The 24,534-nt window shown below is 63.2% G+C and carries 25 protein-coding genes, 3 tRNA genes and 1 pseudogene; 20 read left to right on the plus strand and 9 right to left on the minus strand.

All coding sequences use genetic code 11. The features are described 5' to 3' along the window. The first annotated feature begins 58 nt into the window (after window positions 1-58). The 7 genes from AC2FNY_RS08385 (at window position 59) to AC2FNY_RS08415 (ending at window position 9,326) form a co-directional block, all read left to right on the plus strand. On the plus strand, window positions 59-1,801 hold the full coding sequence (locus tag AC2FNY_RS08385; RefSeq protein WP_496802244.1) for a sensor domain-containing diguanylate cyclase: 1,743 nt from the start codon (window positions 59-61) through the stop codon (window positions 1,799-1,801). Between the two features lie 96 nt (window positions 1,802-1,897). Continuing rightward, a complete protein-coding gene (locus AC2FNY_RS08390) occupies window positions 1,898-3,052 on the plus strand; it encodes an alpha-hydroxy acid oxidase (protein ID WP_496802173.1) in 1,155 nt (384 codons plus the stop codon). Between the two features lie 137 nt (window positions 3,053-3,189). Further along, complete coding sequence (locus tag AC2FNY_RS08395; RefSeq protein ID WP_496802174.1) at window positions 3,190-6,627, plus strand: pyruvate carboxylase; 3,438 nt, start codon at window positions 3,190-3,192, stop codon at window positions 6,625-6,627. Window positions 6,628-6,801: 174 nt separating this feature from the next. After that, window positions 6,802-6,876 (plus strand) — tRNA-Gly (locus tag AC2FNY_RS08400). 33 nt (window positions 6,877-6,909) lie between these two features. Continuing rightward, window positions 6,910-6,984 (plus strand) — tRNA-Gly (locus AC2FNY_RS08405). A gap of 161 nt (window positions 6,985-7,145) precedes the next feature. Then, window positions 7,146-8,498, plus strand: a complete 1,353-nt coding sequence (locus AC2FNY_RS08410; RefSeq protein ID WP_234137696.1) for an aminotransferase — start codon at window positions 7,146-7,148, stop codon at window positions 8,496-8,498. Window positions 8,499-8,516: 18 nt separating this feature from the next. Beyond that, window positions 8,517-9,326 (plus strand): vWA domain-containing protein, encoded by an 810-nt coding sequence (locus AC2FNY_RS08415; protein WP_496802175.1) that lies wholly within the window; start codon window positions 8,517-8,519, stop codon window positions 9,324-9,326. Here AC2FNY_RS08415 and AC2FNY_RS08420 read toward each other — a convergent pair. Continuing rightward, window positions 9,313-9,552, minus strand: coding sequence for an Lrp/AsnC ligand binding domain-containing protein (locus AC2FNY_RS08420; protein WP_234167790.1), 240 nt, complete (start codon window positions 9,550-9,552; stop codon window positions 9,313-9,315). The genes AC2FNY_RS08415 and AC2FNY_RS08420 overlap by 14 nt on opposite strands. Before the next feature lie 160 nt (window positions 9,553-9,712). On the opposite strand from AC2FNY_RS08420, the gene hisB reads away from it, so the two are divergent. Further along, window positions 9,713-10,300, plus strand: coding sequence for an imidazoleglycerol-phosphate dehydratase HisB (hisB, locus tag AC2FNY_RS08425; RefSeq protein WP_234143345.1), 588 nt, complete (start codon window positions 9,713-9,715; stop codon window positions 10,298-10,300). Further along, the gene (gene hisH / locus AC2FNY_RS08430; RefSeq protein ID WP_234137693.1) at window positions 10,300-10,938 is read left to right on the plus strand and encodes an imidazole glycerol phosphate synthase subunit HisH; all 639 of its coding nucleotides are present in this window, start codon (window positions 10,300-10,302) and stop codon (window positions 10,936-10,938) included. The genes hisB and hisH overlap by 1 nt, the downstream gene beginning before the upstream one ends. Before the next feature lie 88 nt (window positions 10,939-11,026). Here hisH and AC2FNY_RS08435 read toward each other — a convergent pair whose 3' ends face one another. Then, window positions 11,027-11,743, minus strand: coding sequence for a helix-turn-helix transcriptional regulator (locus AC2FNY_RS08435; RefSeq protein ID WP_496802176.1), 717 nt, complete (start codon window positions 11,741-11,743; stop codon window positions 11,027-11,029). Window positions 11,744-11,836: 93 nt separating this feature from the next. Between AC2FNY_RS08435 and AC2FNY_RS08440 the strand changes: the two genes are divergently transcribed. After that, window positions 11,837-12,376: a peroxiredoxin-like family protein gene (locus AC2FNY_RS08440; RefSeq protein ID WP_496802177.1), complete on the plus strand. Its 540-nt coding sequence runs from the start codon at window positions 11,837-11,839 to the stop codon at window positions 12,374-12,376. 46 nt (window positions 12,377-12,422) lie between these two features. Here AC2FNY_RS08440 and AC2FNY_RS08445 read toward each other — a convergent pair whose 3' ends face one another. Beyond that, window positions 12,423-12,821, minus strand: coding sequence for a DUF2147 domain-containing protein (locus tag AC2FNY_RS08445; protein ID WP_234137690.1), 399 nt, complete (start codon window positions 12,819-12,821; stop codon window positions 12,423-12,425). Between the two features lie 132 nt (window positions 12,822-12,953). On the opposite strand from AC2FNY_RS08445, the gene hisA reads away from it, so the two are divergent. The 5 genes from hisA (at window position 12,954) to AC2FNY_RS08470 (ending at window position 15,977) form a co-directional block, all read left to right on the plus strand. Next, the gene (gene hisA / locus AC2FNY_RS08450; protein ID WP_234143342.1) at window positions 12,954-13,676 is read left to right on the plus strand and encodes a 1-(5-phosphoribosyl)-5-[(5-phosphoribosylamino)methylideneamino]imidazole-4-carboxamide isomerase; all 723 of its coding nucleotides are present in this window, start codon (window positions 12,954-12,956) and stop codon (window positions 13,674-13,676) included. Between the two features lie 76 nt (window positions 13,677-13,752). Next, a complete protein-coding gene (locus AC2FNY_RS08455) occupies window positions 13,753-14,247 on the plus strand; it encodes a DUF2867 domain-containing protein (protein ID WP_234137688.1) in 495 nt (164 codons plus the stop codon). Window positions 14,248-14,280: 33 nt separating this feature from the next. Then, window positions 14,281-15,042: an imidazole glycerol phosphate synthase subunit HisF gene (gene hisF, locus AC2FNY_RS08460; RefSeq protein WP_011046902.1), complete on the plus strand. Its 762-nt coding sequence runs from the start codon at window positions 14,281-14,283 to the stop codon at window positions 15,040-15,042. Next, complete coding sequence (locus tag AC2FNY_RS08465; RefSeq protein WP_234137687.1) at window positions 15,039-15,356, plus strand: phosphoribosyl-ATP diphosphatase; 318 nt, start codon at window positions 15,039-15,041, stop codon at window positions 15,354-15,356. Before hisF ends, AC2FNY_RS08465 begins: the two co-directional genes overlap by 4 nt. Window positions 15,357-15,416: 60 nt before the next feature. Then, window positions 15,417-15,977 (plus strand): hypothetical protein, encoded by a 561-nt coding sequence (locus AC2FNY_RS08470; RefSeq protein ID WP_234137686.1) that lies wholly within the window; start codon window positions 15,417-15,419, stop codon window positions 15,975-15,977. Here AC2FNY_RS08470 and AC2FNY_RS08475 read toward each other — a convergent pair. The 4 genes from AC2FNY_RS08475 to rlmB all read right to left on the minus strand — a co-directional run bounded on the left by AC2FNY_RS08475 (window position 15,974) and on the right by rlmB (window position 18,280). Next, complete coding sequence (locus tag AC2FNY_RS08475; RefSeq protein ID WP_234137685.1) at window positions 15,974-16,444, minus strand: CoA-binding protein; 471 nt, start codon at window positions 16,442-16,444, stop codon at window positions 15,974-15,976. The two genes, AC2FNY_RS08470 and AC2FNY_RS08475, sit on opposite strands and share 4 nt — an antisense overlap. Before the next feature lie 199 nt (window positions 16,445-16,643). Then, on the minus strand, window positions 16,644-17,096 hold the full coding sequence (locus AC2FNY_RS08480) for a YHS domain-containing (seleno)protein (protein WP_234167030.1): 453 nt from the start codon (window positions 17,094-17,096) through the stop codon (window positions 16,644-16,646). A gap of 96 nt (window positions 17,097-17,192) precedes the next feature. Beyond that, window positions 17,193-17,426 (minus strand): hypothetical protein, encoded by a 234-nt coding sequence (locus tag AC2FNY_RS08485; RefSeq protein WP_496802178.1) that lies wholly within the window; start codon window positions 17,424-17,426, stop codon window positions 17,193-17,195. Window positions 17,427-17,506: 80 nt separating this feature from the next. Then, window positions 17,507-18,280 (minus strand): 23S rRNA (guanosine(2251)-2'-O)-methyltransferase RlmB, encoded by a 774-nt coding sequence (gene rlmB, locus AC2FNY_RS08490; RefSeq protein ID WP_234167032.1) that lies wholly within the window; start codon window positions 18,278-18,280, stop codon window positions 17,507-17,509. 116 nt (window positions 18,281-18,396) lie between these two features. On the opposite strand from rlmB, the gene AC2FNY_RS08495 reads away from it, so the two are divergent. Then, window positions 18,397-18,480, plus strand: a tRNA-Tyr gene (locus AC2FNY_RS08495). A 68-nt stretch (window positions 18,481-18,548) separates the two neighbouring features. On the opposite strand, the pseudogene AC2FNY_RS08500 reads toward AC2FNY_RS08495, so the two are convergent. Then, window positions 18,549-19,481: pseudogene (locus tag AC2FNY_RS08500) on the minus strand (IS5 family transposase). 78 nt (window positions 19,482-19,559) lie between these two features. After that, window positions 19,560-20,216 (minus strand): GntR family transcriptional regulator, encoded by a 657-nt coding sequence (locus tag AC2FNY_RS08505; RefSeq protein ID WP_496802179.1) that lies wholly within the window; start codon window positions 20,214-20,216, stop codon window positions 19,560-19,562. Window positions 20,217-20,355: 139 nt separating this feature from the next. Here AC2FNY_RS08505 and dctP point away from each other — a divergent pair, with 139 nt between their 5' ends. From dctP to AC2FNY_RS08525, 4 genes are all read left to right on the plus strand, one after another. Then, a complete protein-coding gene (gene dctP / locus AC2FNY_RS08510) occupies window positions 20,356-21,342 on the plus strand; it encodes a TRAP transporter substrate-binding protein DctP (RefSeq protein WP_234167035.1) in 987 nt (328 codons plus the stop codon). A gap of 65 nt (window positions 21,343-21,407) precedes the next feature. Next, complete coding sequence (locus AC2FNY_RS08515; RefSeq protein WP_234167036.1) at window positions 21,408-21,959, plus strand: TRAP transporter small permease; 552 nt, start codon at window positions 21,408-21,410, stop codon at window positions 21,957-21,959. Beyond that, on the plus strand, window positions 21,959-23,275 hold the full coding sequence (locus AC2FNY_RS08520; RefSeq protein ID WP_234167037.1) for a TRAP transporter large permease: 1,317 nt from the start codon (window positions 21,959-21,961) through the stop codon (window positions 23,273-23,275). Before AC2FNY_RS08515 ends, AC2FNY_RS08520 begins: the two co-directional genes overlap by 1 nt. Beyond that, complete coding sequence (locus AC2FNY_RS08525) at window positions 23,272-24,531, plus strand: malonyl-CoA decarboxylase (RefSeq protein WP_234167038.1); 1,260 nt, start codon at window positions 23,272-23,274, stop codon at window positions 24,529-24,531. The genes AC2FNY_RS08520 and AC2FNY_RS08525 overlap by 4 nt, the downstream gene beginning before the upstream one ends. The last annotated feature ends 3 nt before the right edge of the window (window positions 24,532-24,534 follow it).

Here is a 24,534-nt window from a genome sequence, read left to right on the forward strand (position 1 = left end):
CAGGGCCTCCGTCAGTTGGCAACTAAGATGGGTCGGCCTGGCCCTGTTTCTGAGCGCGATGGTGGGTGTTGCCGCCTGGTCGGTGTTTCGCCTGCCCACCCCGGTCGTCGACCGGATGATCGAGTCCGATATCCGCAAACAGGCGCAGCTGTGGACCCGCGGGATCACGATGCATCTGGAGCATCTGCCCGAGATCTTTGCCAGCGGCGAGCTTGACGAACATGACATCGAATTTCTGATGTTGATGCCCAGTACCTCGGATGCCTACCGGCTCAAGCTGCTGAACGCAGAGGGGCGGGTGATCTGGTCTACCCGCGGCGCCGAGCTCGGCACGCTTACCCCGGATGCCCCATTCTTTGACGTGGTGGCACGCGGAGGAACCCACTATTCTCTGGTCGAGCGACCGATTACCGAGGTTGACGGCTCCATGCCCGCCGCGCGGGAGGGACAGCAGGACGACGCGCGTTGTATCGCCGAGGTCTATACCCCGGTGATCGTGGACGGCCAGTTTCTGGGAGCGCTGAAATTCTATGCCGATGTCAGCGAGCGCCGGCAGACCTTTGCCACGCGGTTGCAACTGGTGCTGGCGGCGCTCAGCAGCTTTGCCCTGTTGACCATGTGCGCGACGATGCTGGTGATCTACCGCACCAACCGAGCCCGTTTCGCGGCGCTGCAATCGCGCACAGCGACCGAGCGCTCGCTGATGGACGAACAGTTGCGGCTGGCGCGCGAGGTGCGTCTTCTGGGCGAGTTGAACGAATGGCTGCAGTCGTGTCGCGCGCTGGAAGAGCTGTTCGCGATGGTGTCCCGTTTCATGGAGCATATCCTGCCTGATGCCGAGGGCAGCCTGTATGTCTATTCCAACTCGCGCGATGTGCTGGATGGCAGCGCTGGCTGGAACGGCGGGGTGTTCAAGGATCACATCCACCCCGAGGCCTGCTGGGGCCTGCGTCGGGGGCGGTCCTATGAATACGGCGCCTCCGAGGTGGATTTCGTCTGCGACCATGCCGAACCGCATGACGGGCGGCCCTATTTCTGCTTTCCGATCCTGGCTCATGGCGAAACCGTCGGGCTGATGCATCTGCGGGCGCGGGCCGGGGCCGAGGCGGATTTCTCGACCAGCAAGCGGTTGGCACAGATGTGCGCCGAACAGATCAGCATGGCGATTGCAAACGTGCGGATGCGCGACCAGTTGCACGACCAGTCGGTGCGCGACCCGCTGACGGGCCTGTTCAACCGGCGCCACCTGACCGAGACCCTGCGCAAGCAGCTGCTGCATTGCCAGACCCGTGGTGGCAGGCTCAGCCTGATCGCGGTCGACGTGGATCATTTCAAGAAGTTCAACGATATTCATGGCCACGATGCCGGCGACATGGTGCTGCGCGCGGTCGGAGCAGCATTGGAACAGGCCTGCGACCGGGACGAGGTGGCCTGTCGCATCGGCGGTGAGGAGTTCATGCTCGTGCTTCCCGACTGCACACCCGACGATGTGATGAAACGCGCCGAATTGCTGCGCCAGTCGGTCGAAGAGGTCACCGTCCGCTATGGCGAAAAGACCCTGCCGCGCGTAACCATCTCGGCCGGGGTGGCGCATTACCCCCGCCACGGAACCATGCCACAGGACCTGATGCGCGCCGCGGATGACGCGCTGTACGAGGCCAAGGGAATGGGGCGCAATCAGGTGCGGGTGGCGCAATCCGCCGGTGCCGATCAGCGCGAACCGTCCGAACCGAAACCCGCAAAGACAGCCGCGCCCCCTGACGATCCACCTCGGGCAGAGGGGAGTTTTGCCGCGGAATAGACCGGGGGCGGGTGAACACCCGCCCCGCCGCAGCGCAGAAAAATCTTGGGCAAATGGCATATCCGGGACTAGACTTTTCCCTAACGTCACCCATTAATGCGCCGCATGGATTTGCACAGTGCGTTTCCCGGTATCATGGACCTGAAATGGCGTGCCAAGCGGCGCCTGCCTCGCTTCGTCTGGGAGTATCTGGACAGCGGTACCGGGGTCGAGGCCACCAAGGCCCGCAACCGGGCGGCGCTTGATCGCATCGGGTTTCTGCCCTCGGTCCTGCATGGCCCGCTCGAACATGATCTGACCACGACGCTCCTCGGCATGACCTACGACCTGCCCTTTGGCATTGCACCCGTGGGGATGTCCGGTCTGATCTGGCCCGATGCCGAAGGCCATCTGGCCCGCGCCGCCGCCCGCGCCAACATTCCCTATTGCCTGTCCACCGTCGCGGCGCAAAGCCCAGAGGACCTCGCCCCCCATATCGGGCCGCAGGCCTGGTTCCAGCTCTACCCGCCCAAGGACCCGGATATCCGCCGCGACCTGGTCGAGCGGGCGCGGCAAGCCGGGTTCAAGACGCTGGTCCTGACGGTTGATGTGCCGGTCGCCTCGCGCCGCGAGCGGCAGGTCCGTTCGGGCCTGACCCAACCTCCGAAACTGACCCCGCGCCTGCTGGCACAGGTGGCCATGCGCCCGGCCTGGGCGATGGGCATGGCGCGGGCGGGCATGCCCCATATGCGCACGCTGGACAAATACAGCCAGGGTCTGACCAATCTGCCGCCCACCGCCCATATCGGCTATCTGCTGCGCACCTCACCCACCGAGGATTACGTGGCCTGGCTGCGCGATGCCTGGCAGGGGCCGTTTGTCGTCAAAGGCGTCCTGCGCCCCGAGGATGGCGAACGGATGGAGCGTCTGGGCGTCGATGCGCTCTGGGTTTCGAACCATGCCGGGCGCCAGTTCGACGGTGCCCCGGGCGCGGCCGAGATGTTGCCGCAGATCCGCGCCGCGACCAGTCTACCGCTGATCTTTGACAGCGGCGTCGAGGGTGGGCTCGATATCTTGCGCGCGCTGGCGCTGGGGGCCGATTTCGTGATGCTGGGCCGGGCCTTTCATTTCGCGCTGGCGGCACTTGGCCCGCAGGGCGTCGCCCACGCCATCGACATCCTGCAAAAGGACATCGAATCGAACCTGGGCCAACTGGGCGCCGCGCGCACCAGCGACCTGCCGCCCACCCGCCCCCTGAGCGCCGCACAGTGACCCTCTCTGCACCCGGTCATATCGAAATGCGGCGGATGCGAGCGATAACATGCCGGTTCTACCCAGAACTACCAATATCACTGCGGCTATTGTCCGCGTAAACCCCACTGCCAACTGACCAATTACCGGGACCTGCCATGACCGAATTCAAGAAGATCCTGATTGCCAACAGGGGCGAGATCGCCATCCGCGTGATGCGCGCCGCCAACGAGATGGGCAAGAAGACGGTTGCCGTCTATGCCGAAGAGGACAAGCTGGGCCTGCACCGGTTCAAGGCCGACGAAGCCTATCGCATCGGCGAGGGCATGGGCCCGGTCGCCGCCTATCTCTCGATCCCCGAGATCATCCGGGTGGCCAAGGAAAGCGGCGCCGATGCGATCCACCCGGGCTATGGCCTGCTCAGCGAGAACCCTGATTTCGTCGATGCCTGCGTCAAGAACGGCATCACCTTCATCGGGCCGCGCGCCGAGACCATGCGCGCGCTGGGGGACAAGGCAAGCGCCCGCAAGGTGGCCATCGCCGCCGGTGTTCCGGTGATCCCCGCGACCGAGGTTCTGGGCGACGACATGGAGGCGATCCGCGCCGAGGCCGCCGAGATCGGCTATCCGCTGATGCTCAAGGCCTCGTGGGGCGGTGGTGGACGCGGCATGCGCCCCATCCACAGCGAAAAGGAACTGGCCGAAAAGGTCATGGAGGGCCGCCGCGAGGCCGAGGCCGCATTCGGCAACGGCGAGGGCTATCTGGAAAAGATGATCATCCGCGCCCGCCATGTCGAGGTGCAGATCCTGGGCGACAAGCATGGCGAGATCTACCACCTGTGGGAGCGCGACTGCTCGGTCCAGCGCCGCAACCAGAAGGTGGTCGAACGCGCCCCAGCCCCCTATCTGAGCCAGGCCCAGCGCGAGGAACTTTGCGACCTCGGCCGCCGCATCTGCGCCCATGTGAATTATGAATGCGCCGGTACCGTCGAATTCCTGATGGATATGGACAGCGGCAAGTTCTATTTCATCGAGGTCAACCCGCGTGTGCAGGTCGAACATACGGTAACCGAAGAGGTGACCGGCATCGACATCGTGCAGGCCCAAATCCTGATCGCCGAGGGCAAACCGCTGGCCGAGGCCACCGGCAAGGCCAGCCAGGACGAGATCGCGCTGAACGGCCACGCGTTGCAGACCCGGATCACCACCGAGGATCCGCTCAACAACTTCATTCCCGATTACGGCCGCATCACCGCCTATCGCTCGGCCACCGGCATGGGCATCCGCCTCGATGGCGGCACGGCCTATGCGGGCGGTGTGATCACGCGCTATTACGACTCGCTCTTGACCAAGGTCACCGCCTGGGCCCCAACCCCGGAAAAGGCCATCGCCCGGATGGACCGCGCCCTGCGCGAGTTCCGCATCCGCGGGGTCAGCACCAATATCGCCTTTGTCGAGAACCTGCTGAAACACCCGACCTTCCTGTCGAATGAATACACCACCAAGTTCATCGACACGACGCCGGACCTGTTCCAGTTCAAGAAGCGGCGCGACCGGGGCACCAAGGTGCTGACCTATATCGCCGACATCACCGTGAACGGGCATCCCGAGACCCGCGACCGCCCACTGCCCGCAGCTGAGGCCCGGATGCCGAAGCCGCCAGCCAAGCGGGGCGAACCCCGCATGGGCACCCGCAACCTGCTGGAGCAGAAGGGCCCGCAGGCGGTGGCCGACTGGATGAAGGCGCAGCGCCAGCTGCTGATCACCGACACCACCATGCGCGACGGTCACCAGTCGCTGCTGGCGACCCGGATGCGCTCGATCGACATGATCCGGGTGGCGCCCGCCTATGCGGCCAACCTGCCACAGCTGTTCAGCGTCGAATGCTGGGGTGGCGCGACCTTTGACGTGGCTTACCGCTTCCTTCAGGAATGCCCCTGGCAGCGCCTGCGCGACCTGCGCGAGGCGATGCCCAACCTGATGACCCAGATGCTGCTGCGCGGTGCCAACGGGGTGGGTTACACCAACTATCCCGACAATGTGGTGCGCGAATTCGTGCGCCAGGCCGCCACCGGCATCGACGTGTTCCGCGTCTTCGACAGCCTGAACTGGGTCGAAAACATGCGCGTCGCCATGGATGCGGTGGTGGAGCAGAACAAGATCTGCGAGGGCACGATCTGTTACACCGGCGATATCCTGAACCCCGAGCGCGCCAAGTATGACCTCAAATACTATGTGGCGATGGGCAAGCAGCTGCGTGACGCGGGCGCCCATGTGCTGGGGCTCAAGGACATGGCGGGCCTGTTGAAACCCGCGGCCGCCAAGGTGCTGATCCGCGCCCTCAAGGAAGAGGTGGGCCTGCCCATCCACTTCCACACACACGACACCGCCGGCATCGCTTGCGCCACCATCCTTGCCGCCTCCGAGGCCGGGGTGGACGCGGTCGATTGCGCGATGGACAGTTTCTCGGGCAATACCAGCCAGGCGACGCTGGGTACCGTGGTCGAGGCGCTGCGCCATACCGACCGCGACACCGGGCTGGACGTCAAGGCGATCCGCGAGATCAGTGATTACTTCGAAGCGGTGCGCGGGCAATACGCGGCCTTCGAAAGCGGGCTTCAGGCCCCTGCCTCCGAGGTCTATCTGCACGAGATGCCCGGCGGCCAGTTCACCAACCTCAAGGCGCAGGCGCGCTCGATGGGGCTGGAGGACCGCTGGCACGAAGTGGCGCAGATGTATGCCGACGTGAACCAGATGTTCGGCGATATCGTCAAGGTGACCCCCAGTTCCAAGGTGGTGGGCGACATGGCGCTGATGATGGTCAGCCAGGGCCTGACCCGTGCCCAGGTCGAGGACCCGAAAAGTGACGTCGCCTTCCCGGATTCGGTCATCGACATGATGCGCGGCAATCTGGGCCAGCCGCCGGGCGGTTTCCCCACCGCGATCCTGTCCAAGGTTCTGAAGGGCGAGGCGCCCAATACCGAGCGCCCGGGCGCGCATCTGCCGCCCGTCGATCTGGAAGCGGTCCGCGCCCAGGTTTCCAAGGAGCTTGAGGGCAAGGAGGTCGATGACGAGGACCTGAACGGATATCTCATGTATCCCAAGGTGTTCATGGACTACATGGGCCGGCATCGCCAATACGGCCCCGTCCGCACCCTGCCCACCCGCACCTTCTTTTACGGGATGGAACCGGGCGAAGAGATCGCCGCCGAGATCGACCCCGGCAAGACGCTGGAAATCCGCTGCCAGGCCATCGGCGAAACCGATGAGAATGGCGAGGTCAAGGTGTTCTTTGAACTCAACGGCCAGCCCCGCGTGATCCGGGTGCCGAACCGGCTGGTGAAATCCACCACCATGCAGCGGCCCAAGGCCGAGCCGGGCAATGCCAACCACCTGGGTGCGCCGATGCCCGGCGTGGTGGCCACCGTCGCGGTGCAGGCCGGGCAACAGGTCAAGGCGGGCGATCTGCTGCTGACCATCGAGGCGATGAAGATGGAGACCGGCATCCACGCCGAGCGGGACGCTACCGTCAAGGCCGTGCATGTCCAGCCCGGCGGCCAGATCGACGCCAAGGACCTTCTGGTCGAGCTGGAATAGGCCCGAGGCCCATCCCGACACACAGGCCGCGTCCCCAACCGGGCGCGGCTTTTTCATACCTGCCCCTGCCCGTGCCACGGCCCGGAAAACGGGGCAAAGAATTTTCCGCCCCGCCCGCATTTTCCTCTTGCAGGCATCGGCAGTAGTTTATATCTCCCTCCTCACTCAAACGGGGCGGGCGTAGCTCAGGGGTAGAGCATTACCTTGCCAAGGTAAGGGTCGTGAGTTCGAATCTCATCGCCCGCTCCAGATTGAGACCTCAGGCCGGATGGCCAAACGGATGCGGGCGTAGCTCAGGGGTAGAGCATTACCTTGCCAAGGTAAGGGTCGTGAGTTCGAATCTCATCGCCCGCTCCAGATACTCGAACAGGCCGCCCAATGGGCGGCCTTTCGCGTTTCGGGAGGGTTATCCACCGCACCCTCATTTTGATCAAAAATTTTGACGCCGCCCGCGATCTGCGGCAATGCTTGGCGCAACTGACTCGCCGCCCCGTGCGGCTAACCGGAGGTATCTGGCCATGGCCCCTGTGATCTATCCCACCACCAACCTTGCCGCCACCGAACAGCTTGTGCTGGACCATGGCAAGGGCATCTATGTCTACGACGCGGACGGCAACGAGTATATCGAGGGGCTGGCCAGTCTCTGGTGCACCTCGCTGGGCTATGACAATGCCGAAGTGATCGGAGCGATCACCGATCAGCTGAACAAGCTCCCCTTCTCGCACACCTTTGGCGGCAAGACCCATGAGCCGATCATGAAGCTTGCCGAAAAGCTCAAGGCGATGGTGCCGGTCGAGGATGCCTATTTCTTCTTCGGCAACTCGGGCTCGGATGCCAACGACACCCATTACAAGATGCTGCGCTATTACTTCAACGCCATCGGCAAGCCGGAAAAGCGCAAGATCATCACCCGCGAGCGCGGCTATCACGGGGTGACCGTGGCCGCCGGTTCGCTGACCTCGCTGCCCGCGAACCTGGCGCATTTCGATGCGCCGGTCGAGGCGCTGCATATCCTGCGCTCGGATGCGCCGCATTACTATACCGGGCGTCAGGGCAACGAGACCGAGGCGCAGTTCGTCGACCGTATCCTCGACAATCTGGAGAAACAGATCCTGGCCGAGGGCGCCGATACCATCGCCGCGATGATCGTCGAGCCCATCACCGGCGCCTCGGGCGTGATCGTCCCGCCCGAGGGCTATTACGAGAAACTCCAGGCGCTGCTGCGCAAGCATGACATTCTGGTCTGGGCGGATGAGGTGATCTGTGGCTTTGGCCGCACCGGCGCCGATTTCGGCTGTACCACCATGGGGATCAAGCCCGACCTGATGACCTTTGCCAAGCAGCTCAGCTCGGCCTATTTCCCGATCTCGGCCTCGGTCATCCCCGGATGGATGTATGAAAAGATGATCGCGCCGTCGGCGGCGGTCGGCGTGTTCGGCCATGGCTATACCTATTCCGGGCATCCGGTGGCCTGCGCCGCGGCACTGAAAACGCTGGAGATCTACGAGCGCGACAAGATCTTTGACCATGCGGCCGAGGTGGGCGCCCATATGCAGGAGCAGCTGCGCGCAATCTTCACCGATCACCCGCTGGTGGGCGAGGTGCGCGGCAAGGGGCTGATCGCGGCGTTGGAGCTGGTGTCGAACAAGACCACCGGTGCGACCATCGAAAAAGGCGCGGGCGGCGCCACCGTACAGCGGCTGGCACAGGAAAACGGGCTGCTGATCCGCGCGGTCGCGGGGAACTCTGCCGCGCTCTGCCCGCCGCTGATCATCACCAGGGACGAGGTGGATGAGATGCTGCGCCGCCTCAAGAAAGCCGTCGACGCCGCCTATGCCGAGTTGAAGGACAAGGGGCTGCTCGCCGCCTGACCCTTCGACCTTTGGCGCATGGACAGATCGCCCGTGCCTCGGCCAAGCTGGGGCATGGAGCGCGACTCTGACATCCCGGCATCCGGTCGCACCGGACGCGCCGCCCGCGTGGCGGCGCTTCTTGTTGCGGGTCTCGTTCCCGCGCCCGCAATCGGCGAGGCCGATTGCACCAGCGATGCGATGATCGTGTTCGACGCCTCCGGCTCGATGGCCGAGATGGGGTATAATGGCCTCGACCGGCCCCGTATCCTGGACGCGCGCGAGGCGATGCATGACACCCTGCCCCGGATTGCCACCCTGCGCCGGCTGGGTCTGGTCACATATGGTGCCGCCATGGACGGCGCAGCGGACGGTGATCTGTGCAAGAGGGTCTCGATGCCCTTCGCCCCCAGCCCCGATGCAGCGGGGCCGATCCTGAAGCTCATCGACGGGATTGAGCCCGATGGCAACACCGCATTGACCGATGCCGTCGACCTGGCCGCCCGCGTGTTTGACCAGCCGCCCCGCCCTGGCGTCATCGTTCTGGTCACCGATGGCGAAGAGACCTGCGGCGGTACGCCATGTGCGCTGGCGACCGATCTGGCCCGTACCGCGCCGGGCCTGACCGTGCATGTGATCGGGTTCCGCGTGCGTTCGCAATTCTTCGGCTGGGAAGGGGGCGACGGCAACCCCACCGTCCCCGAGACGATCAGCCCGGCCGAATGCCTGGCCCAGGCCACGGGCGGGGAATATGTCTCGACCGAGACCGTCGAAGAGTTGATCCGCGCCCTGAACCAGACGCTGGGCTGCCCGCTCTACGGCGCGCTGGCGCCGCTCAGAACGCCTTGAACGTCATCGTGGTCAGCGAGCGTTCGATATTGGGGATCACCAGCAGGTGGTCGTTGATGTATTTGCCCACATCCGCGCCCGCCGGGACGTAGAGCTTCATCAACAGGTCGTATTCGCCGCTGGTGGAATAGAGCTCGGAATGAATCTCGCGCAGCGCGATATCCTCGGCCACCTTGTAGGTGCTGCCGGGCTTGCAGCGGATCTGGATGAATACGCAGGTGGTCATGCCGCCTCTCTCATGCTTGTTCGGCCAAAGGCTGACACGCGCCGCCACCGGGTGCAATCCCCTGTTTTCGCGCAACAGATCGCAGCGCCCGTGTCGCGGCACTCTGGCATTTGCACGCGCCTCGTGCCAAAAGCCAGCCGAGATCAGAAGGAACCCGCCCATGCGCCGTGCCAGCATCAGCCGCCAGACCGCCGAGACCGAGATCTCGGTCGAACTCAACCTCGACGGGACCGGAGCCTATGACAACCAGACCGGCGTCGGCTTCTTCGACCATATGCTGGACCAGCTGGCGCGCCATTCGCTGATCGACATGACGATCCGCGCCAAGGGCGACTATCACATCGACGACCACCACACGGTCGAGGATACCGGCATCGCGCTGGGTCAGGCGCTGAGCGCCGCGCTGGGCGACAAGCGGGGCATCCGCCGCTATGGCGAATGCCACTTGCCGATGGACGATGCGCAGGTGCGCTGCGCGCTCGACCTGTCGGGTCGGCCTTTCCTGGTGTGGAACGTGGACCTGCCGACAGCAAAGATCGGCACGTTTGATACCGAGCTGGTGCGGGAGTTCTTTCAGGCCTTCAGCACCCATGGCGGCATCACCCTGCATGTCGACCAACTGCACGGGCTGAACAGCCACCACATTGCCGAGGCCGCGTTCAAGGCAGTGGCGCGTGCCCTGCGTCAGGCGGTCGAGGCGGACCCGCGCAAGGGCGACGCCATCCCCTCGACCAAGGGCACGCTCTGATGCTCACCGCCATCATCGATTATGAATCGGGCAACCTGCACTCGGCCGAAAAGGCGTTTCAGCGCATGGCGCGCGAGACCGGCGCGGGCGAGGTCGTGGTGACCTCGGACGCCGATGTGGTGGCCCGCGCCGACCGGCTGGTGCTGCCGGGCGACGGCGCCTTTCCCGCCTGCGCGGCGGAACTGCGCGGCCACAAGGGGCTCTATGACGCGATGGTCGAGGCTGTCGAGCAGAAGGGCCGTCCCTTTCTGGGCATCTGCGTCGGCATGCAACTGATGGCCACCACCGGCCACGAATACGAAGAGACACCCGGGCTGGGCTGGGTCGCGGGCGACGTGGTGCGCATCACGCCTGCGGATGCGGCGTTGAAAGTGCCGCATATGGGCTGGAACGATCTGGTGATCGAAACGGAACACCCGGTCTTTGACGGGATCAACAGTGGCGATCACGTCTATTTCGTGCATTCCTATCACTTCCGGGTCACCAACCCCACCGAACGGTTGGCGCATGTGGACTATGGTGGGCCTGTCACTGCTGTGGTCGGACGCGACACCATGGTTGGCCTGCAATTCCACCCCGAGAAAAGCCAAGCCATCGGCCTGCGCATGATCGGCAATTTCCTGACCTGGCGCCCCTGAAAGGGAGGCCGTTTTCCGGCACGGAAAACGGGTCGGAAAACAGATGTTTTCCGGGCCGGAGTTCTCGCAGAACTCCGGCATCCCGGCCTCACGCACTGCGCAGCGCGATCGGCGCCGCCCCATATGCGCGGCGAAAGGCGCGGGCAAAGGCCTCGGGCGAGCCATAGGCATAGCGCCGTGCCACCCGGTCGACCCGATCGCCGCGACCGAGGTCCTGCGCCGCGAGGATCAGCCGCCAACGCCTGAGATAGCCCATCGGGGTCTCGCCCACCTGAGCGGCAAACAGCTCGGCAAAACGCGACAGCGACAACCCCGCCTCAGCCGCCAGATCGCCATTGGTCCAGACCCGACCCGGATGGTCATGCATCGCCACGATGGCCCGACTGAGGCGCGGATCGGCGAGCCCGGCCAACAGACCCGGGCGGGTCGCCCCCTGTGCGATCTGGTCCCTCAACAGACGCACCATCAATACCTCGCCCAGCCGCTTGATCACCGATTGCGCCCCGCAACGACGCGCCGCCACCTCGCCCCGGATCAGTTCCACCACCGCGCGCGCCTCGGGATCGGCGCTCAGATCGAACCGGACCACTTCGGGCAGCGCGGCCAGAAACGGGTTGCTCTCTCCCGACCAACTCACGCGCGCCGCAAACAGCGGATCGCCCAGCTGCCCAGTGCCCGCAGGATAGAACAGCAATTCACCCGGCCCCCCGTCAGCCCCAGCCAGGGCCAGTAGATTGGCTTCCTCCGGCGCGGCGGCCTCGACCCGCAGCTGGAACCGCTCCATCAATGTCGTCAGCCTGTCCATGCCAATATCGGAGCCTCTGTCAGAAAATTCGGATTTCCCGAACACTAAACCCTGCGACAAGGCGGGGCAATTCACATCCCAAGGAGATCTCCGATGCTGATGCCCCGTCAGACCACCCCGCCCCTGTCGCTGCCGCTGGTGGGCGGTGGCCGGTTCGAACTAAGTGCCGAAAGCTCGACGCGCGGCACGCTGATCTGTTTCTATCGCGGCCTGCATTGCCCGATCTGCGCCAGCTATCTCAAAGAGCTGGAGAAGCGGGTGGCGGATTTCGCCGAACGCGGCGTGTCCTGCGTCGCGGTCAGCTCGGACAGCGAAGAACGCGCGCAGGCGATGGCGGAAAAGGTCGGCGGCGAGCGCGGTTTGCGCTTTGCCTATGACCTGCCCCTGGCCGAGGCGCGCGACTGGGGGCTCTATATCTCGACCTCGCGCGGCAAGACCTCGATCGGGATCGAGGAACCGGCGCTGTTCTCGGAGCCGGGCCTGTTCCTGGTCACGCCCGAACGCACACTCTATTACGGCGCGGTGCAGACCATGCCCTTTGTGCGTCCGCATTTCGCGGAACTGGTGGCGGCGCTGGATTTCGCGATCCCCAACAACTATCCCGCGCGCGGTGAATATACCGGCGCTGTCTGAGCGCGGGGACAGGCGGCAGGGGCCCAGCGCCCCTGCCCCATCTGGCTTAGTTGACGCGTTTCCAGGCCTGGCCACGGCAGATCAGGCCACCGGCGACGCAGCCTTTGACGGTCAGTGTATTGCCCGCAAGCGACATTTTCGAACCATAGGTCTTGCCGGAATCCGGTGCCCAGATCTGGCCCCCGGCATAAGAACCGTCGCCACCGGGTTGCATGTCCCACAACATGCGCTTGCCGGCATGTTCATAGTCACTCTGTTTGGCGCCGTTCTTGTCATAGGCGGCCTTGATGGTGCCGCAGACCTGCGCGCCGCAGGGCGCGATGGCTACATGCAGATAACCGCCGGTATCGCCCGGCTCGGTCTGCCAGGTACCTGCGGCAGGATCTGCCACCGCCATGCCGGCCAGAGCCAGGGTCGCACTTGCGGCCAGAATCAATCTCTTCATCCGATATCCTCCCACTTTTGCGCCACTGTGACGCGGGCTGCGCATTTTGGGCAAGCCTGACCTCGGGTCGCGTTGCCTAGCAGCGCATGACATGCCATATCGCGCGCGACTGTCAGCAGAAAGCCGCTCAACATGATCCTCTACCCCGCAATCGACCTCAAGGATGGCCAGGCCGTGCGTCTGGTGCATGGCGAGATGGACCAGGCCACCGTGTTCAACGACAATCCCGCCGCGCAGGCGCTGGAGTTTGTCGCGGCAGGCTGCGAATGGCTTCATCTGGTCGATCTCAACGGCGCCTTTGCCGGTGAGCCGGTCAATGCCGCCCCGGTCGAGGCGATCCTTGAGCAGTGCAAGGTACCCGCGCAGCTGGGCGGCGGCATCCGCGACATGGCCACCATTGAACGCTGGCTGGACAAGGGTCTGGCCCGTGTGATCCTCGGCACCGTGGCGGTCGAGAACCCCGATCTGGTGCGCGAGGCCGCGCGCGCCTTTCCCGGCAAGGTGGCCGTGGGCATCGACGCCCGCAACGGCCGCGTCGCCACCAAGGGCTGGGCCGAAGAGACCGACGTGATGGTCACTGATCTGGCCAAATCCTTCGAGGATGCAGGGGTTGCGGCCATCATCTATACCGACATCCTGCGCGACGGCGCCATGAAGGGGCCGAATATCGAGGCAACTGCCGATCTGGCCCGTGCCGTGTCGATTCCGGTCATCGCCTCGGGCGGGGTCTCCTCGCTGGAGGATCTGATCGCGCTGCGCGATTGCGGCGCGGCGCTGAACGGCGCGATTTCGGGCCGGGCGCTCTATGACGGGGCGCTCGACCTGAAACAGGCGCTGAGCGCGCTCAAGGGCTGAGGACTGCGACACCGCGCCCGGTTTCAGGACCGGGCGCTTTGCTGTGTGATCCGGGCAAACCGCAAGGGGAACGCATATGACCCGCAGCTATGCTGTTGTCGAAAAGACCCCGCTGCCCGCAACCGCGCAGCTTTGGCAGGCGGTGCAGCCTGGCGATTTCATCGACGGCTACGCGGTAGAGAGCCGGATATCTCCACGCGAGGCGGCAGAGATCGGGCTGTCCCTGCCCGGCTGGGCCAATGCCCTGCTACGCCTGCGCAACTGGATCGTGCGGCCGCTTGGCCTCAAGACCGAGGTTTCCGACACTGGCGACAAGGCGATCTTTCCGGTCACCTACGAGGATGCGGACGAGCTGATCCTGGGCGCCGATGACAGCCACCTGAACTTTCGCATCTCGCTGGTGCAACAGGCCGGGCGGCTGCACATGGCGACCTGGGTACATCGCAACAACCTGCTGGGGCGGGTTTATCTGGCGGTGGTGATGCCGTTTCATATCCTGATCGTGCGCGGGGCCATGCGCCGCATCACCCGGCACGGCGGCGCGATTGCATCCGCGCCGGGGGCACAGTAAAGACGGGCGACCCCGGCAACCCGCGAGGCCGCCATGCTGAAGACCCGCATCATCCCCTGTCTCGACGTCGCCGATGGCCGCGTGGTCAAGGGCGTGAATTTCGTCGGCCTGCGCGACGCGGGCGACCCGGTGGATGCCGCCCGCGCCTATGACGCGGCGGGCGCGGACGAGATCTGTTTTCTCGACATCCACGCCACCCATGAAAACCGGGGCACCATGTTCGATGTGGTCAGCCGCACCGCAGAACAGTGTTTCGTGCCGCTCACCGTGGGCGGCGGCGTGCGCACCCATGCCGATGTGCGCGCGCTGCTGCTGGCGGGCGCCGACAAGGTCAGCTTCAACTCGGCCGCGGTGGCCAATCCGGATGTCATTGCCGAGGCCGCCGACCGGTTCGGCAGCCAGTGCATCGTCTGCGCCATCGACGCCAAGACGGTAGAGCCGGGCCGCTGGGAGATCTTTACCCATGGCGGGCGCAAGCCCACCGGGATCGACGCGGTGGAGTTTGCCCGTCTTGTCACCGCCAAGGGGGCCGGAGAGATCCTGCTGACCTCGATGGATCGCGACGGCACCAAATCGGGCTTCAACCTGCCCTTGACCCGCGCCATCGCCGATGCGGTCGACGTGCCGGTGATTGCCTCGGGCGGGGTCGGCACGCTGGATCACCTGGTCGAGGGCGTGACCGAAGGGCATGCCAGCGCGGTGCTGGCCGCCTCGATCTTTCACTTTGGCGAATACACCATCCGCGAGGCCAAGGAACACATGGCCGCCGCCGGCATCCCGATGAGGCTGACATGAGTATCCTGCACGATCTTGCCGCCACCATCGAGGCCCGCAAGGGTGCCGACCCGGACAGCAGCTGGACCGCCAAGCTGCTGGCCAAAGGGCCCGAGAAATGCGCCGAGAAATTCGGGGAAGAGGCGATAGAGGCGATCATCGAAGCGGTGAAGGGCGACCGGGCCAAGCTCACCTCAGAGGCGGCGGATGTGCTGTACCACTTCCTCGTCATGCTGGCCGCCCGCGACGTGGCACTCAACGATGTGCTGGCCGAGCTGGCCCATCGCCAGGGCCAGAGCGGCATCGCCGAGAAGGCGGCGCGGCCCAAAGGTTGACCCCTCCGCGATGAGCGGTACGATCCAACCGAGAAAACCGACGACCAACCGAGGCATCCCATGACCAAATTCCGGGCCTTGCTCGCCACCTTGGCGGTGGTGCTGATCGCCGCCTGTAGCGACACGCAAACCTTCAGCCAGAAGGAGGTGAACGCGCTGGCGCAACAACTGCGCGCGCTGGGTCCCGACGTCGACCCCGCCGAGGCGCAACGCGCTGCCGAGATCTCCTATAGCTATGGGCGACAACTGGCGCGCGAATATAACGTCACCAGCAGTCCAATCGTGCATAACGCCAAGGTTCTCAACGGGTTCCGCGAGCGTGGCCTGTGCGTGCACTATGCCCAGGACATGCAAAAGCGCCTGAATCAGGAGAACTTCCGCACTCTGGTCGTGCATCGCGCCATTGCCGATCCCGACAGCATATGGCGGATCGACCACAGCACCGCCATCCTCAGCCGCCGGGGCGATGACATGTTCGACGGCATCGTGCTGGATCCCTGGCGCTATGGGGGAGACCTGTTCTGGGCCCCCACCCGCGAGGACACGCGCTATAACTGGCGCCCGCAGCGCGAGGTGCTGGAGAAGAAAGCTGCCGAGAAACTGGCGCGCCAGCCCTCTTAAAGCTTGGACGAGATGATGCCGGTGGCGAAACCGCCCATGCGCAATTCGCCAAAGAGCCGTTGATATTCGATCTTGGGGCAGCGGTTCTGGATCACGTCGATCCCGCGCGCCTCGGCCTGCGCCGCAGCCTCGGCATGCTCGACCCCGATCTGCATCCAGATCGTCTTGAGGCCGGGAAAAACCTCGAGCGCCTCCTCGACGATGGCCGGCACCGCATCAGAGCGGCGAAATATATCGACCATATCGACCGGTTCGCTGATCTCGGACAGACCTGCGCGCACCGTCTCGCCGAACAGGCGCTGGCCGGCATGGCCCGGATTGACCGGAATCACCCGGTACCCTTTCAGCCCCAGATAGCGGGCCACGTAATAGCTGGGGCGGACCGGGTTCATCGATACGCCAACCACGGCGATCACCTTGGTGCGCTTTAGGATCTGTTTCAGATGATCGTCGGAATAGTCTGGCATGACCGAACCCTAAACCACCCGGAGACAAGAAAAAAGCGCCCAAGTCATGCTTGGGCGCCAGGTACGGAACGAGGGACAGTGAAATGACGCACGGCAGTTCCGGTCCGCGGTCATTGTGACATTTAGGCACTCATATTCAGAAAAAAAGGGGGAGATGCCAAAATTGTGATGACAAGAATTCACAGCTGACTCGAGATTGCTACCGGTCCAGCACAGCGGGCCAGTTCTTGCGCGCACCGGCGATGTTCCCGGCGACATCCTCGACCCAAAGCCGAGCGACCTCGGCCGAGTGGATGAGGTAGAGTTCGCCGTCGACGATCTGCCAGGCGGTCGGATCGGTGTCGGAGGTGTAGCCGCGCGAAACCGCATAAGCGCAATAACCGCCGAATTGGGGCGCAAAGGCGCGTGGGTTGGCCTCGAACGCCGCACGATTTTCTTGGCTGGCAAAATGCCAGACCGCCCCTTTCCACATCACAGCGATTGTGGGTGCGCCCGGCACCGGGGCGCCTTCGGTGAAATAGGCCACTGTGTCATAGCCACGGATGGCAGCCCCGTTTTCAGTATAGAAAACGGACGCCTCAGCCCAAAGCGGCGGCGCTGTTAGGATCAGGGTACCGGCAAGACCGGAGATAAGGTTACGTCTGTTCAGCATCGTCACGCGTCTTGATGTTGTCTCACTCCAATGTGCCTCTCTCAAGGCCGTAAAGAAAGACGGCTGACACATATGTGATTAAAACGTGTGCCGCAATCAGTCGAAAATGTCTTCGACCTTGTCCCAGACCTCTTCCAAGGCGCGCGAAATGAGCCCCTTGCGTTTTTTCCTCTTCTTGTTCTTCTTCGCGGGCACTTCCTCGCACCCTGCCCTGCGCCATTCGGCAACCGGCTCGACTGCAACCGCCACACGCACGGGCTTAGGTCGGGTCGCCGGGTCAGCCGAGCCCATCTGTTGGATAGGCGCACCGCAGGCATCGCAAGCCAGCATGCCCGAGCGATCCGCTTCCAGTCTGGAGCGGGCACCGCAGTAACAACAGATGACAAGCCTTGGCATGGGGTCCGTTCCGTTTAGTGCACCTTAGATGCATATAGGGCAATCGCGGCGGCATTCGAGACGTTGAGCGAGCCGAAACCGCCTGCCGCGTCGATCTTGACCAGCTTGTCGACCGTTTCCTTGGTCTTTTGCCGCAATCCCGGTCCCTCGGCCCCCAGCACCAGCGCCACCGCACGGTCGCGTTGCCCGGCCAGCGCGGTCTCGATCGTCTCGTCGGCCTCGCCATCCAGCCCCAGCACAAGATAGCCCATGCCCTGCAACTCGGTGATCGCATCGGCCAGGTTGCGCATCCGCAGATAGGGCTGCCGTTCCAGCGCGCCACTGGCGGTCTTGGCCAGGGCGCCGGTTTCGGGCGCCGAATGGTGGCGGGTGCCGATCACGGCGCTGGCGCCCAGAACCTCGGCCGAACGCAGAATGGCACCGACATTATGCGGGTCGGTCACCCGGTCGAGCAGAATCAGGCGCGGGCTTGCCGCCCCGATCGCCACCTCGGCCAGGCTGCCCCAGTTGAGCGGCTTGACCTCAAGCGCCGCGCCCTGATGGACCGAGCCGGGGTCGATCGGCGCGGTGAACTTGCGGGCATCGGCCAGTTCCGGTTCGATCCCCGCCGCGTCGATGGCCTCGGCCAGTTTTTCCCGCGCGTTCAGCGTCACGATCAGGCGCAGTTTTTCGCGTTTCGGGTTCATCAGCGCATCGCGCACGGCATGCAGACCAAACAGCCAGACCGTCTCGGAGGCGGACGCTTTTTTGGCCTGTTCCTTCTCGACCACCCATTTCGGTTTCTTCATGTTCAGCGCCCTCCGGGTGCGGCAAAAGTTTCCTGCGCCAAAGCGGATTTTTCCTGTTGACGCTCCATTGGGACGCTAGTAATCACGCCTCCACGTCAGGCGCAACGCCTGACAGTGGGCGACAGGCCGCAAGGTGTGGCAGGGGACTGTAACTCCCTCGCGGAGACGCACGCCTGGTTCGATTCCAGGGTCGCCCACCACTTTCCCCGATCAAGGCATTGTTAGAGAATAGTTGCCTGAGGCGTGACTGCCCCTTTCGCCTTCAGGTTCAGGCCACGCGGACGGTGTCGGCGGCCCCGAGGGGATTGAAGCGGTTGATGAGTGCGACGCGGATGTGAATTTCGGCGGTCTGGCGCTCGGGACCTCTTGCAGCGATGCGTTCTCCAAAGGACTTGAGGCAGCTCATCTTGGCTTTGGCACGGCTGCGGGCGTGGTATCCGGCCCACCGTTTCCGGAGCACACTGCCAGTGTGGCGTGTGGCGCGCAAAGCTTCGTTGTGCGCCAGGGCTGATCGACAGTCTTCCTTCCATGGTCGACCGTTCTTGCGGATCGGGATGAATGGCGTGGCGCCGCTTGCGATAATGACACTGTGGCAGCGGCGGATTTCGTGGGCGCCATCTGCGTTTACGGTGTCGATGTATTCGTCGCTCGGGATTTGGTTCAGGAGGTCCGGCAGGTCGGGGCTATCGCCTTCCCGGCCAGGGGTGAACTCGACCGCGCGGATGTTGGATGTGGCGGAGTCCATGGCCAGATGGACCTTGCGCCATTGGCACCATCCCTGAACGCCGTGCTTTCGGGCTTGCCACTCGCCATCGCCAAGGAACTTGATGCCGGTGCTGTCCATCAGCAGGTTCAGTGACCCACCGGTACGACGATAGGGTATCTGCACCGTTAGGGTCTACTGCCTGCGGCTCAAGGTCAATTGGTCTGGAACCGGCTATTCCAGACCTGCAAGGCGCAGAAGGCTGGCGACCATGCCGGCTGTCTGCCGCTGCAGCAGCCTGAACAGCACCTTGATCGACAGACAGAACTGAACCGCGGCATCGGAGAAGCCCGGTGGGCGGCCGAGGCACCCCTCATGCGGCGCGTGCCAGGGCATCTCCTTATCCAGCCAGATCAACAACGACCCGTGCTTGTGGAGTGTCGTGTTGTGGGTTGACCCGTTAGTGGTGCGGAAGCGCGCGGACTCGGGCTTGCTCATGCCCCGTCTAACCACATGGATTCGTGTTGTGGCTCCCTCATCGCGAGAGTTCTGAAACAACGCCGTTGACTCAGGGACCTATTCCGCCGCGTTCTTCAGGGATGCCAGCAGATTATAGAACTTTTCACCTTGAATTGCGACATGCCCGCGCAGCGCGTTGGCCGCCGCCTCGGAATCGCCCTTCTCAAGTGCATCCAGGATTGCCCTGTGTTCTTCCATCGACTGTGCCATACGACCCCGCAGCCGCAGTTGCTGGCGCCGGAACGGTTGCAGGCGCCGATGCAGGTTCCGGGTTTCGGTGGCAAGGAAACCGTTACCCGACTCGCGATAGATGATCTTGTGAAAACGCTCGTTCTCGACGTAATAGGAATCAGGGTCCAGCGCCTCGACGGCTATCTGACATTTGTCATTGGCGTCATGTAGGTCGGCCAGCGCCTCGTCTGATATGCGTTTCGCGGCAAGCCTGCCGCAAACTGCCTCGAACTCTGCCATAACCTCGAACATCTCCATCAGTTCGACCGGACCAGGCTGACGCACAAAAGCGCCGCGCCGGGGCACTAGCTCGACCAGACCGGAACGTGCAAGCCTTTGTAATGCCTCTCTGAATGGAGTTCTGGAGACGCCAAATTGCTCAGCCAACCTGACTTCGTCCAGCCGGTCTCCGTTCTGATACCGACCGTCGAAAATTCGCTCTTCGATCTCTTCGGCAATGATGTCTGCGCGGCGTTTGTCCATTGTTTTGCATTAGCAAAGGAAGTTATGAAATTCAATATCTGAGTTATTGTATACAAAACATTTGACTTGAAAAACACGAGATGGGTACCCTGAGGACATTCCCGGTATGTCCAATACCGGAACTCGCAGGGAGGACCACATGAAAACCATTCTGAAATCCGCCGTAGCCGCCTTGGCGCTCACGTCAGTTGGCATCGCTGCAAACGCCACCGAATTGCGACTTTCGCACCAATGGTCGAACAAGGATATCCGCCACCAGGTTGCCCAGATTGTCGCCGACGAAGTCGCCGCCGCCGGCGTCGGCCTGGAAATCAAGATCTTCGGCTCAAAGTCGCTCTTCAAACCACGAGAACAATACAAACCGCTGAGCCGCGGACAGCTCGACATGACCGTATTGCCGCTCAGTTATGCTGGGGGCCAGCAACCGGCCTATAACCTGACCCTGATGCCCGGTCTGGTTAAGAACCACGACCACGCAGCGCGCCTCTCCAACTCAGCCTTCATGGAGGCGCTTGAGGCCAAGATGGCCGAGGATGACGTGATGGTTCTGGTGCATGGGTATCTTGCCGGCGGCTTTGCCGGCAAGGACAAGTGCATCACCAAGCCAGAAGATGTGGCCGGACTGCAAACACGCGCCGCCGGCAAGTCGTTCGAGCAGATGCTGGCCGGTGCCGGCGCCTCGATCGCATCGATGGCGTCCTCGGAAATCTATAACGCCATGCAGACCGGAGTTTTGCAGGCGGCCAACACCTCGTCCTCCTCGTTTGTCAGCTACCGCATCTACGAGCAGGTCAGCTGCTACACCCCGGCAGGCGATGTTGCGCTGTGGTTCATGTACCAGCCGCTCTTGATGAACAAGAGTACCTTCGAGGGTCTCAACGGGGATCAGCAGGCCGCGCTTCTAGCCGCTTCGGCGAAGGCCGAAGCCTACTATCTGGAAGAGGCTAAGAAGCAGGACGCCGCCTCGACCAAAGTATTTGCCGACGCTGGTGTCGAAATCGCGCAGATGAGCGCCGAGGATTTCGAAGCGTGGCGCAAGCTGGCGATGGAAACCTCCTACAAGGCCTTCGTCGAAGAAGTTGCCGACGGCCAGCAACTGCTGGACATGGCGCTGGCCGTCGATTGACGCGCGCCGGGGCAGCTACTGAGCTGCCCCGGACTCGGTAACAAATCAAACCAAGGGAGGCGATCATGGCCGGAGGGCATAGCTCTGCAGCAGTTGCGCATACCGGGAAGAACCCGTTCCTGAAAATCGTGGCTGCGGTGTCGACCTTTGCAGGATGGTGTTCCGCCGGGATGATCGTCGCCGCCGTTGCGATTACCTGCCAGATGATCGTGGTGCGCTTTGTGCTGAACGGATCAACGGTGTGGCAGACCGAGGCGGTCATCTATCTGGTCATCGCCGCGACGTTGGTAGGCTTGCCCTATGTCCAACGGCTGCGCGGACATGTGAATGTCGACCTGATCCCGCTCTCGCTCGCGCCGCGACCCAGGTTCCTTATGGCGATCCTGACCTCGGCCCTGTCAATCGTGATCGTCGGCGTCATGTTGGTCTACGGCTACGAATACTGGCACTTTGCCTGGGAACGTGGCTGGCGCTCAGACACTGTCTGGGGTGTGCGCCTTTGGATTCCCTATCTCGCCATCCCCGTTGGTTTTGGACTGCTTCTGCTGCAACTCATCGCAGACCTGATCGCCGTGCTGACCGGCGTCGACAAGCCATTTGGCCTGGAGGACATCTGATGGATCCGCTGCTGCTTGGAGGGATTGTAGCGATTGCGACAATCCTGGTTCTCTTCTCCGGTGTCTCGGTGGCGATCGGCCTGCTGATCGTGTCCGCCGGGTTCCTGATCATCTTCGATGGGCCACGATCGCTTGAATTGATGCCGGAGATCCTGTTTGGCAAGCTCGACAATTTCGCGCTGCTGTCGATCCCGATGTTCATCATCATGGGGGCATCGATTGCCTCCACCCGGGCCGGGGCGGACCTTTACGAGGCGCTCGATCGCTGGCTGACTCGCATTCCGGGCGGGCTTGTCATTTCCAATCTCGGGGCCTGTGCGCTGTTTGCCGCGATGTCGGGGTCGAGTCCTGCGACCTGCGCGGCCATAGGCAAGATGGGTATCCCCGAGATGCGCAAGCGCGGCTACCCCGACGGAGTTGCCGCGGGCTCGATTGCAGCAGGGGGCACCCTGGGTATCCTGATCCCGCCTTCGGTCACCATGATCGTCTACGGTATCGCCACCGAAACCTCGATCGGCCGCCTGTTTCTGGCCGGTGTGATCCCGGGGCTGATGTTGGTTGGGCTTTTCATGGCCTGGTCGCTCTACTCGACCTGGCGCTCCGGCGATACGGCCCGGTTGGGATCAGGCAGCTATACATGGGCCGAACGGTTCGAGATACTGCCGCGGGTGCTGCCCTTTCTGGGCATCATCCTGGGGGTGCTCTATGCCATGTATGGCGGCATCGCGACGCCTTCCGAGACTGCGGCTGTGGGGGCTCTGCTCTGCCTGCTGATCGCGATGATCATCTACAAGCTCTGGCATCCAAGAGCGCTCTGGATCGTGCTGCGTGACAGCACCAAGGAAAGCGTGATGATCCTGTTCATCATCGCGGCGGCCGGGGTGTTTTCCTACATGCTGTCCTCGCTGTTCATCACCCAGTCGATTGCGGAGTGGATCGGCACGCTGGACGTCAATCGCTGGGTGCTGATGGGCGCGGTCAATGTGTTCCTGCTGATTGCAGGCTTCTTTCTGCCGCCAGTGGCCGTGATCCTGATGGCGGCACCGATCCTGTTGCCGATCATCACGACCGCTGGATTTGATCCGATCTGGTTCGCCGTAGTTCTGACAATCAATATGGAGATCGGCCTGATTTCGCCGCCGGTGGGCCTGAATCTCTATGTGATCAACGGTATCGCACCAGATATCTCGCTCAAAACCATCCTTACCGGGTCTCTGCCCTTTGTGGCCTGCATGGTGGTCGCGATTATCCTGCTGTGTCTTTTCCCAGGCCTCGCGACATGGCTCCCCAATGCTGTCATGGGAACCGCTGTATGACTTTGCTTGCCGATCTCCTCTCGACGGTGTTCGAGCGGCGTTATCGCCGGCAAACGCCGGGAACGCATAAGGATGGGCGCCCGCTGATCGAAATGGCCTCGGCCCTGGTCGGCTCCACGGGCGAGACCTCGGGACTGGCGCTGGCCGAAGAAATCCTGTCGCGCTTTGCCGATCTGGATGATACCGCGAAACTGGCCTTCTTTCGCGATGTCGCCACCTCGATGAACATCAATCCAGCAACCTTGCGCGAAACTCTGGATGCATATGAGCAGACCCCGTCCAAAGCAACCTATCGCGCCTTTGCCGAAGCCGCCGAACCGGCACGACAGGAGTTGGTGCGTCGACTGAACAGTGTGCCCGGCGCAACCGGTGCCTTGGTCAAGATGCGGGCAGACCTGCTGCGGCTGGGAGGTGACGAGCCGGAATTGCAGGCGCTGGACCTGGATTTCCGCCACCTGTTCGCCTCGTGGTTCAATCGCGGCTTTCTTGTCCTGCGGCCCATCAGTTGGGAAAGCCCGGCACATATCCTGGAAAAGATCATCGTCTATGAGGCAGTGCATGCCATCGACAGCTGGGACGATCTGCGCCGCAGGCTTGAACCGGCCGACCGCCGATGCTTTGCGTTCTTTCATCCTGCGATGCCCGACGAACCGTTGATTTTCGTCGAGGTCGCGTTGACCAAAGGCATACCGGGGTCGATCCAGGGATTGCTGGCCGAGGACCGCGCCACATTGCCAGCCCAGGCCGCGGATACGGCAGTGTTCTACTCTATCTCGAACTGCCAGGCGGGGTTGGCCAGCATCTCTTTTGGCAATTCGCTTATCAAGCAGGTCGCCTCGGACCTTGCGACCGAGCTGTCCGGGCTGAAAACCTTCGTCACCCTGTCGCCCATTCCCGGCCTTTCCCATTGGCTGACGCAGGAGGGTACGAGCTGGGATGCTGGCAACCCCGAGATGATGCGAAAACTGGCCGCGCATTACTTGCTGAATGCAAAATCGCGCGGGAACCTGCCGTTCGATCCGGTTGCGCGGTTTCATCTGGGTAACGGTGCAATTGTTCATGCGGTACATGCTGATGCCGATACGTCGGACAAGGGCCGCGCGCAATCAGGCGGCGCCATGGTCAACTATCTTTATGATCTCAAACGTGTCGCCCAGAACCACGAGAAATTCGCAGCAACGCGTCAAATCGCTGCCACCCCCGATGTCCAGTCACTGGCAGAGTCCGCGGTACTTTCCATGACCGAAGAAAGGTAACAC

It is taken from the genome of Ruegeria sp. BHSC223, assembly GCF_059613025.1.